Below are 11942 nucleotides of genomic sequence, written 5' to 3' on the forward strand. Positions count from 1 at the left end.
TTTTTACTAGAAAATGCAAACTAGTCTAAATTTAGGAAACAAATATAGTTTTTACAATTAAAATAAAGAAGTTATTCCGGTAAATTGATATAAAAATAACGCAATTTATTGCTTAATCGAAATCTCAAACGGTATTCTATTTAACAAACTTCTACCTAATGTTACTTCATCTGCATATTCTAATTCATCACCTACAGCAATTCCTCGGGCAATAGTAGATGTTTTTAGAGCAAAATCTTTAATTTGTTTGTAAATATAAAAATTAGTAGTATCGCCTTCCATAGTTGAACTTAAAGCAAATATAATTTCAGAAACCGCATTATTCTTAACCTTTTCAACTAAAGAATTAATTTTTAACTGACTTGGCCCTATTCCTTCAATTGGAGATATTTTACCTCCCAACACATGATAAACGCCTTTAAACATTCCTGTATTTTCAATTGCCATCACATCTCTAACATCTTCTACAACACAAATAATAGTTTTATCTCTAGATAAATTTGAACAAATTCCACAAATATCAGAATCTGAAATAGTATGACATTCTTTGCAATATTGAATATCATTTCGCAATGAAGCTAAAGCAGCTGTTAAACCTTGTGTTTGATCTACAGGTTGCTTTAATAAATGTAAAACCAGTCGCAATGCAGTTCGTTTACCAATTCCTGGTAATTGTGACATTTCATTTACGGCATTTTCAAGTAATTTAGAAGGTAATTCCATAGCACAAAAATACAGAAAAAGTTGGAAGATGGAAGTTGGAATACGGAAGTTTCCTAAAAATAACTGTAAATGAATTTTCTTCTAACTTATCGCCTCAAACTTCCATCTTTTTCCTATTTTAGCACAAACAAAAAACGAATTTATGTCTTCAGAAACTATATTAGCCATTATTATTATTTATTTTGGAATTCTAATTCTAATATCCAATTTTGTTAGTAAAAAAGACAATAGTAACGATGCTTTTTTTAAGGCAAATAAAAACTCCAAATGGTATTTAGTTGCTTTTGGAATGATAGGAACAGCTCTTTCTGGAGTAACTTTTATATCTGTTCCTGGCGAAGTTGGAAATCCTGATTTTCAATTCAAATATTTTCAATTTGTAATAGGCAATGCCATTGGTTTTATAATTATTGCTACCATTTTACTACCGTTATATTACCGCATGAACCTAACTTCTATTTATAGCTATATAGAACAGCGTTTAGGACTTGTTAGTTATAAAACAGCAGCAACTATTTTTTTAATAAGTAGAACTATTGGATCTGCGTTTAGATTATATTTAGTGGTAATTGTATTGCAACGTTTTGTTTTTGATGATTTTGAAATTCCATTTGCAGTAACAGTTTTAATTTCTTTAGCTTTAATTTTTGCCTACACCTATCGTGGTGGATTAAAAACGATAATTATTACCGATACTTTACAAACGTTTTTCTTAGTTTCATCTGTTTTTCTTACCATTATTTTTATTTGCAATAGTTTAGATTTAAGTTTTTTTGATGCCTTTGAAACCGTTAAAGAAAGTCAATATTCTAAAGTTTTCTTTTTTGAAGACTATTTAAAAGGAAATTATTTTTGGAAGCAAATTTTAGGAGGTATTTTTGTAACTATTGCAATGGTTGGACTTGACCAAGATTTAATGCAAAAAAACTTAAGTTGTGCTACTATTGGAGAAGCGCAAAAAAACATGTTTACGTTTACCGGAATTTTTGTAATTATCAACATTTTCTTTTTAAGTGTTGGCGCACTACTATATTTATATGCCGAAAAAAACGGGATTTCTGTTCCTATGGTAGATGGTGTAAAACGTACTGATTTGTTGTTTCCGGAAATTGCTTTTAATCATTTAACCCTTTTTCCAGCTGTTGTTTTCTTATTAGGATTGACGGCAGCAACTTTTGCCACTACAGATTCTGCATTAACCGCCTTAACCACTTCATTTTGTGTAGATTTTTTAGGCATGGATAAGGAAAGTAAAAAGTTGGACGCAGAAAATAAAAACAAAAAAATGGTCAGAACACGTCATTTTGTTCACATAGGATTTTCCTTGTTGATGTTTTTGGTCATAATCATCTTTAATTCATTAAATGACAAATCTGTAGTAACAATGATTTTTAAAGTTGCCAGTTATACCTATGGACCTCTTTTAGGGTTATATGCTTTTGGCTTGTTTATGAAAACAAAAACGGTTCACGATAAATTAGTTCCAATAGTTTGCGTAATTTCTCCTTTAATCTGTTATTTATTGGCTAAAAATTCTGCTTTACTTTTTGGAAATTATGTAATTGACAATGAATTAATTATTATAAATGGCTTAATTACTTTTATAGGATTATTGTTCATTAGCAAACCGGCAACAAGCCAAACTCAATTTTAATATTGATTAGTAGCCAAAAGCACTAAGGTACATGCTACTTCATATTCAATATTTTTTGCTAGTAAAATTTTATAAAATTCTGGGTTTTCTGTTCCTGGATTAAAAATAACTCGTCTTGGATTTAGTGATAAAATATAATCATAATAATCTTCTTGCACACTTGGGTTGATGTATAAAGTTACAGTATCTACAGCATGAAAGTCTAATTTTTCGGTCTCAATTGGGATATCAAAAGCCATTCCTTTTTTAACCCCTATAGCAACTACTTGATGGCTTTTATCTACTAAACTATGAATTGCTTTATATGAATAACGCTCTTTATTTGTAGAGGCTCCAATAACTAATGTTTTCATGATTTTTATGTTTTATACTCTAAAGTTACGAATAAATAAACAAATAATAAAAATTTGCTAAAATCTAAATTCGAAAGAAAAATTGAAGTAATTTTAAACAAAAATGCTATTCAATATTTCAAATAAAAATTTAAAAACAGAAAAACAAATTAATGATTTGGTTGGAAAACCATTTTCATTAATTGAAAACTTAAAGAGAGGTGGGATTGGTTCTCCAAAACTATTTATTACCCGATGCAGCGCTGCAATTTATGAATTATTACATGTAAACGAATCTGTAAAATTTTGCAACATTGAAATTCGCCCGAAAGGAATTATTATTGGATTTCAATCAAGATTAGAAGTTTATGTGCTTGTAATTCCTTTTTACAAATTAGTAATTTTTAAACATGGAAACACCGTTACTTTTCACATAGACCACCATTATATTTCTATTGACAGCTCTAAAAACAGTAAAGGAGTTAAGCATTTTATTAATAAGATTGAAATCGAAAAAGAGAAAAACACACCCTATTCACCACTTGACATGTACTAATTGAATTCGTATTACAATTTTGAAACACAAAAGTAATTTAGATTTTATTTTTTAAAGAATAGAAAATAGTTAACTTGTGCCCAATTTACAAGAAGTTAGGTATGGAAGTTTTTATTTATTTATTTGCTGCTTTATTTTCCGTTTTAAATCCTATTGGAACGGTTCCTATTTTCGTAGGATTAACTGAAGGTTACTCGAAATCCGAATTATCAAAAACTTCTTTATGGACTGCTATTAACGTTTGTATTATATTACTTATTTCATTTTTTATTGGGCAATATGTGTTGAGTTTTTTTGGAATTACAATTACGGCACTTAGGATTGCAGGTGGAATTATTATTACCAATTCTGGATTTAGCTTACTTAATGGTCAGTTCAGTAAAAACAAAGGTATTAACAAAAAAGTAGAAGAAGAAGCGCAAGAACGAAATGACATTGCTCTTACGCCTTTAGCCATGCCAATGCTAGCAGGTCCGGGCTCAATGTCTTTATTAATTGCTTACTATCAAGAACTAAAAAGTACAGATGGTTTTATTTCAACTTATGAAATAGTATCATCAAGTTTAGCGATAGTAGTAGTGGCTATTGTAATTTTCATCATACTTAGAAGTGCTTACTTTTTATCTAAATTACTAGGGAATTCGGGGATTATTGCAATCTCTAGAATTGTTGGATTCTTAACAATTGCTATTGGTATTCAATATATCATTAGTGCTATTTTGAGTATTGTCAGAGGAATTTAAAAAAGTTAGAAGCTGGAAGAAAAAAATCCCAAATTCAGAATCAATTCTGAATTTGGGATTTCTATTTAATTTTAAAATTGTATTATTTACATAGTTCGCAATACAATTATTCTTGAGGAAGAAAAATCTCCGCCATCATACAACGAGCACTTCCACCACCACAAGCTTCAATAGTATCTAAACTTGAGCTTATAATAGTAACATGTTCTTCTAATTGTGTAATTTGCTTTTTATTTAAACTTTGGTGCGCAGATGCACTCATTATTAAATATCTTCTATCGTCTTTTCCTTTTACTTCTAACATATTTCCGGCAAAATTATTCACCTGATCTTCCGTAATTAAAACTACTTCCTTTTCATCGCCTTTTAAGCTATCTAACACCATTTTGCGTTCTTTTTTATCGTCGATACAATCGGCACAAATAACAGCAAACGTTTCACCAACACACATAATTACATTGGTATGATAGATATGTTTTCTTTCTCCATTTACGGTTTGGAAGGCTTCAAAAATCACTGGAGTAAATTCAAAATCTTCACAAAATTCAATAAATAATTCTTCATCTGCTCTAGGAGATAAAGCACAGTAAGCCTTTGCATTCGCTCTGTCTAAAACAATACTGCCCGTTCCTTCCAAGAAAATTTCATCTTCCTCAGCCGAAGTATAATCCATAATCTCATTGATTACAAATCCTTTTTCCTCTAAAGTATCTAAAACGTCTTCTCTTCTTTCTAAACGGCGATTTTCGGCAAACATAGGATACAAAACAACATCACCATTTTCATGAAAAGAAATCCAGTTGTTTGGAAAAATACTATCTGGAGTATCTGGGCTCAATGTATCTTCAACTACAACTACATTTAATCCTACCATTTTTAATTTCTGAACAAAAGTATCGAACTCTTCTTGCGCTTTTTGATTAACCGTATCTGAAGATAAATTATCCAACACTTTTTGGTAATAATTATTTACAGCTGTTTGTTCGTTCATTCGGAATGCTACCGGACGAATCATTAATAAAGAATTGGTTGTTTGGTTCATTTTATATTTTTGTTTGAAGTTTCAGGTTTCAGGTTTCAAGTTTTAGAACTTGGAACATTAAACTTGAAACAAAATTTTTAATCTCTAATCAAAGGTAAAGTTGAACATCTCAACAATCCTTCTTGTTTTGCAATTTCTGCGTACGGAATTTCTTCTACTGTAAATCCGTTTTCACGAAGCCAATTGTTTAATCTAGTAAAGTTCTTTTCAGAAACCACAACATCTGGAGCAATCGAAAACACATTGGAATTCATGTGATACATTTCTTCTCTTTCGATATGAAATAAGTTTTCTTTCCCAAATAAATTCACTAAAAACATATAATCTGCTTCTTCACGGAAACCACTTTTGTAAATAATTCCTTTGTTAGTACCAACTGGTTGAAAACAGCAGTCTAAATGTAAAGCATTATCTCTAGGCTCAATTTTAGATTTTACCAAATCAAATGCTTTTACAATTTTATTTGGAAACAATTCTTTGATATAATCAACTCCTTGCCAATTAGTTCTTGCGGTTATGTAATCTTTATAATCTGAACCTTTATAAGTTCCTATAAAAATATAATCATTCCACGGCATTACATCACCACCTTCGATATGAACTTCTTCTGGAGGACGCACTACTTTTTTAGGATCAATTTGATCAATTACATACTGAATCGCATCTAATTCACGCTCTCTATCTGGTAAAATATTGGCTTTAATAAAAATATCATCAATTACAAATCCGATGTCTCTGGAGAAAATTTGGTTATAATCTTCTATTATTTGAGGTCTAAAAACTTTAACATCGTATTTTTGGAACACTTTATTAAAAGCTTCCATTTCATTAACCATATCCTCTTCTATTGGATAGGTACCTGCTTTAATATGCTCTAATGATTTTGGATCATAGGCTTCTTCAATTGTTGGTGTTGGCCCATTACTTAATGCGGTTCCTAACACCACAGCCCTTAATCGGGAAGTTTCGTTCTTTACATTTAATTGCAACATAACTAAAGTTTTTAATAACGCTAATTATTTTACGTTATTGAAGCAAATATAGAAAAATCAAACGATATAGTAACGGAGAGACATTGTATAATTTACTGAAAAACGAGTATAAATCATTATTCAAATAAATAGCTAACAACTTTAAAAATAAATATTAATAAAAAAACAATAAATACAATTGATAAAATAGAAGTATGAGAAGTAGAAAATAAAAATCCCACTAAAACTATTAGTGGGATTCTTATGATTATCTATCTTTTACTTCTTTAAAAGGTCGTAAATTATAACCTGTATACACTTGTCTCGGGCGACCTATTGGCTCTTTGTTGATTCTCATTTCTTTCCATTGAGCAATCCAACCAGGTAAGCGACCAATTGCAAATAAAACAGTAAACATTTCTACAGGAATTCCCATTGCACGGTAAATAATTCCTGAATAGAAATCTACATTTGGATATAAATTTCTTGATTTAAAATATTCATCTTCTAAAGCTACTTTTTCTAATTGTTTAGCAATATCTAACAGAGGATCATTAACTCCTAAAGTTGTTAATACATCATCAGCAGCTTTTTTAATAATTGTTGCTCTAGGGTCAAAGTTCTTATATACACGGTGTCCGAATCCCATTAAACGGAATGGATCGTCTTTATCTTTAGCTTTTAAAACGAATTTAGCTACATCTCCTCCATTATCATGAATTTCTTGTAACATTTCCAATACTGCTTGGTTTGCACCACCATGAAGAGGACCCCAAAGTGCAGAAACTCCTGCAGAAATTGAAGCAAACAATCCTGCATGAGAAGAACCAACAATTCTTACCGTTGAAGTAGAACAGTTTTGTTCGTGATCTGCATGAAGAATAAATAATTTATCTAAAGCTGCAATAACTTTTGGATCAGCCTTATAAGGACCGGTTGGTAATTCAAACATTAAACGCATGAAATTTTCAACATATCCTTTACTATTATCGTACTGATTTAAAGGATAACCCATAGTTTTTCTGTAAGTCCAAGTAGCAATTACAAGAAATTTTGCCATTGTTTTACAAACAGCATCATACATATCCTTTTCATTGTTTGGATTAACTGACTTTGGATTAAATGCAGTTAAAGCACTTGTTAATGATGCTAAAACACCCATTGGATGAGCCGTTCTAGGAAAACCATCAATAATGCTTTTCATTTCTTCGCTAACTAAAGTATATTTTCGAATATCGTTTTCGAACTTTTCTAATTGAGCAGAGGTTGGTAATTCACCAAATATTAATAAAAATGATACTTCAAGAAAGTCAGCTTTATCAGCCAATTCTTCAATTGAATATCCTCTATAACGTAAAATTCCTTCTTCACCATCTAAAAAAGTAATTTCACTTTTACATGAACCCGAATTTTTATATCCTGGATCAATAGTAATAGCACCAGAAGCGCTACGTAATTTGTCGATGTCGATAGCAACTTCATTTTCTGTTCCCACAATTACTGGAAACTCATATTTTTTGCCATCAAGCTCTAATATTGCAGTTTTTGACATATAATTATAATGTGTTTTTTTGAAAAATATTTATGTATTCTGCGAATTTAGTAAATAATACGCAAACGTTAAAGAAAATAATCATAATTTATGGTTAAATAGTATATACGAAAAAACCTTTCAAAAATTTACATTTCGAAAGGTTTTCATATAGATACTAAAACGAGTTGCGCTAAATTAATAAGCTAATTATCGTTTTACTTTAAAAGCATTTACCCCTGGAAAGTAAGCAACATCTGCCAATTCTTCTTCAATTCTTAATAATTGATTGTATTTTGCCATACGATCAGAACGAGAAGCTGAACCTGTTTTAATTTGACCACAGTTTAAAGCAACTGCTAAATCAGCAATTGTATTATCTTCTGTTTCTCCAGAACGGTGAGACATCACTGAAGTATATCCTGCATTATGCGCCATATTTACAGCCGCAATAGTTTCAGTTAATGTTCCAATTTGATTTACTTTAATTAAAATTGAATTAGCAATATTTTGACTAATTCCTCTTGACAATCTTTCAACATTAGTTACAAATAAATCATCACCAACTAATTGTACTTTATCTCCGATTTTTTCAGTAAGTAATTTCCAACCTTCCCAATCGTTTTCATCCATACCGTCTTCAATAGAGATAATTGGATATTTTTCAGTTAATTCAGCCAAATAAGAAGCTTGTTCCTCAGAAGTTCTTACCTTACCTGTTTCTCCTTCAAATTTAGTATAATCGTATTTTCCATTTACAAAAAACTCAGCAGCAGCACAATCTAAAGCAATCATAACATCTTCTCCAAAAATATAACCTGCGTTAGTCACAGCCAATTTAATTGAATCTAATGCGTCTTCTGTACCTCCAGCTAAATTAGGTGCAAAACCACCTTCATCACCTACTGCAGTTGATAAATTTCTATCGTGTAATACTTTTTTAAGGTTGTGAAAAATTTCAGTTCCCATTTGCATTGCATGAGTGAAATCTTTTGCCTTAACTGGCATAATCATAAATTCTTGAAACGCAATAGGAGCATCTGAATGAGATCCACCGTTGATAATATTCATCATTGGTAGTGGCAACGTATTCGCTGAAACTCCACCAACATAACGATACAATGGCATTCCTAATTCATTAGCAGCTGCTTTAGCAACAGCTAAAGAAACTCCTAATATTGCATTAGCACCTAAATTAGACTTATTCGCTGTTCCGTCTAATTCAATCATCATTTTATCGATTAAATTTTGTTCGAAAACAGACATTCCCACAACTGCTTCTGCAATTGTAGTATTTACATTTTCAACCGCTTTTAAAACACCTTTACCCATGTACGCTTTTCCACCATCACGAAGTTCTACCGCCTCATGTTCTCCAGTAGAAGCTCCACTTGGCACAGCTGCTCTTCCTAAAATTCCATTATCTGTAACAACATCAACTTCAACTGTTGGGTTTCCGCGAGAATCTAATATTTGTCTTGCGTGAACTTTTATAATTATACTCATTTTATATTTTTTTAGTTAGTATTTTACGAAAAAAAACAAATTTAAAACTTAAAATTGAACTATTTTATGAAATTCAAAAAACTTATAAACGATAACGTTTTAGTTGATTGAAGATTTAATATTATCAATAAACTGATCAAATAAATAACTTGAATCGTGAGGACCAGGACTTGCTTCTGGATGATATTGAACCGAAAAACAGTTTTTAGATTTCATTCTCATTCCTGCAACCGTTCCGTCATTTAAATGTTCGTGGGTTAATTCAAAATCAGGATGTTTATCTAATTCTTCTCTTACAATAGCAAAACCATGATTTTGAGAAGTAATTTCTCCTTTTCCTGAAATTAGATTTTTTACAGGATGGTTGATTCCACGATGACCATTAAACATTTTATAAGTTGAAATTCCGTTAGCCAAACCAATAATTTGGTGACCTAAACAAATACCGAATAATGGTTTGTTTTCGTTAAGAATTTGACGTGCCACTTCTTGAGCTGTTTCCAATGGCTCTGGATCACCAGGTCCATTTGACAAGAAATAACCATCTGGATTGAATGCTTTTAAATCTTCAAATGCAGAATTAAATGGAAAAACTTTAATATAGCAATCTCTCTTCGCTAAATTTCTAAGAATATTCGTTTTGATGCCTAAATCTAAAGCTGAAATTTTATATTTAGCCGTTTCTTCACCAAAGAAATAAGGCTCTTTTGTAGATACTTTAGAAGCCAATTCCAAACCATTCATATCTGGAACTTGAGCTAATCTTTCTTTTAATTCTTCAATTGGAGTTCCATCTGTACAAATTACAGCATTCATTGCTCCATTATCTCTAATATAACTTACTAGAGCTCTCGTATCCACATCAGAAATTACAATAAGATTTTGTTTATTTAAATAATCAAACAAGCTTTCAGAAGCATCTTCGCGGGAATAATTAAAGCTAAAATTTTTACAAACTAAACCAGATATTTTAACTGAATCTGATTCTACTTCATTTTGGTTTACACCATAATTACCAATATGAGCATTGGTAGTAACCATGATTTGGCCAAAATAAGAAGGATCAGTGAAAATTTCTTGATAACCAGTTGTACCTGTATTAAAGGCTACTTCTCCAAAAGTCAAACCTTCAATTCCGATTGATTTTCCGTGAAAAATGGTACCGTCTTTAAGAAGTAAAACGGCTTTAGAACGATTGTTGTATTTCATTGCGTTGTGTTGTTGTGGATGCAAATTTAGTTATAAAAGTTGTTTTTAGAAAATCTTTAATTCTATAAAAACAAAAAAAAAGGATAAACTTAAAAAAGTCTATCCTTATTATCTTTACATGAATAAATTCATGATTATTCTGTAGCTTCAGTAGTTGAAGAAGTTTCAGCAGCAGGAGCTTCAGGTGCAGCACCTTCAACTTTCTTAGCTTTTCCACGACGAGTCGTTTTCTTAACTTCTTTTTTACCACCATTGTACAATGTGTTGAAATCTACTAATTCAATCATTGCCATATCAGCGTTATCTCCTAAACGGTTACCTAACTTGATAATACGAGTGTATCCTCCTGGACGGTCACCAACTTTAGCAGCAACTTCTCTGAACAATTCAGTAACAGCATATTTATCTCTTAAATAAGCGAAAACTGTACGACGATTGTGAGTAGTATCTTCTTTAGATTTTGTAACTAATGGTTCAACAAATTGTTTTAAAGCTTTAGCTTTAGCAACAGTTGTGTTAATACGTTTATGTTCGATCAAAGAACAAGCCATATTAGCTAACATAGCTCTTCTATGTCCTTTTTGTCTACTTAAATGATTGAATTTTTTTCCGTGTCTCATGACGTGTTTTATTTATCTTCATCTTGCATCAATCCTAAAAGGAGCGCAAAATATGAAGCAATTACTCTTTATCTAATTTATATTTAGCAAGATCCATTCCAAAAGTTAGGTTTTTATTTGCCACTAACTCATCTAATTCAGTTAATGATTTTTTACCAAAATTACGGAACTTCATTAAGTCGTTCTTATTGAAAGAAACTAAATCTCCTAGTGTATCAACTTCAGCTGCTTTTAAGCAATTTAATGCTCTAACAGATAAGTCCATATCTACTAATTTAGTTTTTAATAATTGTCTCATATGAAGAGATTCTTCATCATAAGACTCAGTTTGAGCAATTTCATCTGCCTCAAGCGTGATTCTTTCATCAGAAAACAACATAAAGTGGTGAATCAACGTTTTCGCTGCTTCAGTTAATGCATCTTTAGGATGGATAGAACCATCAGTAATGATTTCAAAAACTAATTTTTCGTAATCCGTTTTTTGTTCCACACGGAAATTCTCAATAGTATACTTAACATTCTTTACTGGTGTGTAAATAGAATCTGTATAAATAGTACCAATTGGAGCATTTGATTTTTTGTTCTCTTCTGCAGGAACATATCCTCTACCTTTTTCGATAGAAAGTTCCATATTTAAAGTTGTTTTGCTATCTAAATTACAGATAACTAAATCTGGATTTAAAACTTGAAAACCAGAGATGAATTTTTGGAAATCACCTGCAGTAATCTTATCTTTTCCTGAAAGAGAGATAGAAACAGACTCATTATCGATATCTTCAATTTGACGTTTGAAACGTACTTGTTTAAGATTTAAGATAATTTCTGTAACATCTTCAACTACACCAGAAATAGTAGAGAACTCGTGTTCTACACCTTCTATTCTTACTGATGTAATTGCATATCCTTCAAGAGAAGAAAGCAAAACTCTTCTAAGTGCATTACCAACAGTCAATCCGTAACCAGGTTCTAAAGGTCTAAATTCAAATTTACCTTCAAAATCGGTTGAATCGATCATGATAACTTTATCGGGCTTTTGAAAATTAAATATTGCCATA

12 protein-coding genes are annotated in these 11942 nt (G+C 31.0%); 3 read left to right on the forward strand and 9 right to left on the reverse strand.

What is annotated here, in order from left to right:
- Positions 1 to 105: 105 nt before the first annotated feature.
- The gene (recR, locus tag GFJ99_RS04560) at positions 106 to 723 is read right to left on the reverse strand and encodes a recombination mediator RecR (protein WP_153207735.1); all 618 of its coding nucleotides are present in this window, start codon (positions 721 to 723) and stop codon (positions 106 to 108) included.
- A gap of 142 nt (positions 724 to 865) precedes the next feature.
- Here recR and GFJ99_RS04565 point away from each other — a divergent pair, with 142 nt between their 5' ends.
- The gene (locus GFJ99_RS04565) at positions 866 to 2377 is read left to right on the forward strand and encodes a sodium:solute symporter (RefSeq protein WP_153207736.1); all 1512 of its coding nucleotides are present in this window, start codon (positions 866 to 868) and stop codon (positions 2375 to 2377) included.
- On the opposite strand, the gene GFJ99_RS04570 is transcribed toward GFJ99_RS04565, so the two are convergent.
- Positions 2374 to 2730 carry a CoA-binding protein gene (locus tag GFJ99_RS04570; protein WP_153207737.1) on the reverse strand — a complete coding sequence of 119 codons (357 nt, stop codon included), beginning with the start codon at positions 2728 to 2730 and terminating at the stop codon, positions 2374 to 2376. The genes GFJ99_RS04565 and GFJ99_RS04570 overlap by 4 nt on opposite strands.
- 103 nt (positions 2731 to 2833) lie before the next feature.
- Between GFJ99_RS04570 and GFJ99_RS04575 the strand changes: the two genes are divergently transcribed.
- Both GFJ99_RS04575 and GFJ99_RS04580 read left to right on the forward strand, forming a co-directional pair.
- Complete coding sequence (locus GFJ99_RS04575) at positions 2834 to 3265, forward strand: hypothetical protein (RefSeq protein ID WP_153207738.1); 432 nt, start codon at positions 2834 to 2836, stop codon at positions 3263 to 3265.
- A gap of 101 nt (positions 3266 to 3366) precedes the next feature.
- Positions 3367 to 4008 (forward strand): MarC family NAAT transporter, encoded by a 642-nt coding sequence (locus GFJ99_RS04580; protein WP_153207739.1) that lies wholly within the window; start codon positions 3367 to 3369, stop codon positions 4006 to 4008.
- A 106-nt stretch (positions 4009 to 4114) separates the two neighbouring features.
- Here the strand turns inward: GFJ99_RS04580 and ctlX are convergent, their stop codons facing one another.
- The 7 genes from ctlX to GFJ99_RS04615 all read right to left on the reverse strand — a co-directional run bounded on the left by ctlX (position 4115) and on the right by GFJ99_RS04615 (position 11941).
- Positions 4115 to 5050, reverse strand: coding sequence for a citrulline utilization hydrolase CtlX (gene ctlX, locus GFJ99_RS04585; protein ID WP_153207740.1), 936 nt, complete (start codon positions 5048 to 5050; stop codon positions 4115 to 4117).
- Positions 5051 to 5127: 77 nt separating this feature from the next.
- The gene (locus tag GFJ99_RS04590) at positions 5128 to 6042 is read right to left on the reverse strand and encodes a dimethylarginine dimethylaminohydrolase family protein (protein ID WP_153207741.1); all 915 of its coding nucleotides are present in this window, start codon (positions 6040 to 6042) and stop codon (positions 5128 to 5130) included.
- A 247-nt stretch (positions 6043 to 6289) separates the two neighbouring features.
- Positions 6290 to 7573: a citrate synthase gene (locus GFJ99_RS04595; RefSeq protein ID WP_153207742.1), complete on the reverse strand. Its 1284-nt coding sequence runs from the start codon at positions 7571 to 7573 to the stop codon at positions 6290 to 6292.
- 189 nt (positions 7574 to 7762) lie between these two features.
- Entirely contained in the window at positions 7763 to 9058 is a 1296-nt protein-coding gene (gene eno / locus GFJ99_RS04600) for a phosphopyruvate hydratase (RefSeq protein WP_008254430.1), read from the reverse strand.
- A 99-nt stretch (positions 9059 to 9157) separates the two neighbouring features.
- Entirely contained in the window at positions 9158 to 10267 is a 1110-nt protein-coding gene (carA, locus tag GFJ99_RS04605; RefSeq protein WP_153207743.1) for a glutamine-hydrolyzing carbamoyl-phosphate synthase small subunit, read from the reverse strand.
- 134 nt (positions 10268 to 10401) lie between these two features.
- Positions 10402 to 10887, reverse strand: a complete 486-nt coding sequence (gene rplQ, locus GFJ99_RS04610; RefSeq protein WP_008254434.1) for a 50S ribosomal protein L17 — start codon at positions 10885 to 10887, stop codon at positions 10402 to 10404.
- Between the two features lie 61 nt (positions 10888 to 10948).
- Entirely contained in the window at positions 10949 to 11941 is a 993-nt protein-coding gene (locus GFJ99_RS04615) for a DNA-directed RNA polymerase subunit alpha (RefSeq protein ID WP_008254442.1), read from the reverse strand.
- Position 11942 lies beyond the last annotated feature (1 nt).

The organism is Flavobacterium sp. LMO6, from assembly GCF_009495795.1.
Lineage (GTDB): Bacteria > Bacteroidota > Bacteroidia > Flavobacteriales > Flavobacteriaceae > Flavobacterium.

Bases quoted from the DNA above. Each gene is read 5' to 3' on its own strand.
- recR (WP_153207735.1), bottom strand. From the start codon at position 723: ATGGAATTACCTTCTAAATTACTTGAAAATGCCGTAAATGAAATGTCA.
- GFJ99_RS04565 (WP_153207736.1), top strand. From the start codon at position 866: ATGTCTTCAGAAACTATATTAGCCATTATTATTATTTATTTTGGAATT.
- GFJ99_RS04570 (WP_153207737.1), bottom strand. From the start codon at position 2,730: ATGAAAACATTAGTTATTGGAGCCTCTACAAATAAAGAGCGTTATTCA.
- GFJ99_RS04575 (WP_153207738.1), top strand. From the start codon at position 2,834: ATGCTATTCAATATTTCAAATAAAAATTTAAAAACAGAAAAACAAATT.
- GFJ99_RS04580 (WP_153207739.1), top strand. From the start codon at position 3,367: ATGGAAGTTTTTATTTATTTATTTGCTGCTTTATTTTCCGTTTTAAAT.
- ctlX (WP_153207740.1), bottom strand. From the start codon at position 5,050: ATGAACCAAACAACCAATTCTTTATTAATGATTCGTCCGGTAGCATTC.
- GFJ99_RS04590 (WP_153207741.1), bottom strand. From the start codon at position 6,042: ATGTTGCAATTAAATGTAAAGAACGAAACTTCCCGATTAAGGGCTGTG.
- GFJ99_RS04595 (WP_153207742.1), bottom strand. From the start codon at position 7,573: ATGTCAAAAACTGCAATATTAGAGCTTGATGGCAAAAAATATGAGTTT.
- eno (WP_008254430.1), bottom strand. From the start codon at position 9,058: ATGAGTATAATTATAAAAGTTCACGCAAGACAAATATTAGATTCTCGC.
- carA (WP_153207743.1), bottom strand. From the start codon at position 10,267: ATGAAATACAACAATCGTTCTAAAGCCGTTTTACTTCTTAAAGACGGT.
- rplQ (WP_008254434.1), bottom strand. From the start codon at position 10,887: ATGAGACACGGAAAAAAATTCAATCATTTAAGTAGACAAAAAGGACAT.
- GFJ99_RS04615 (WP_008254442.1), bottom strand. From the start codon at position 11,941: ATGGCAATATTTAATTTTCAAAAGCCCGATAAAGTTATCATGATCGAT.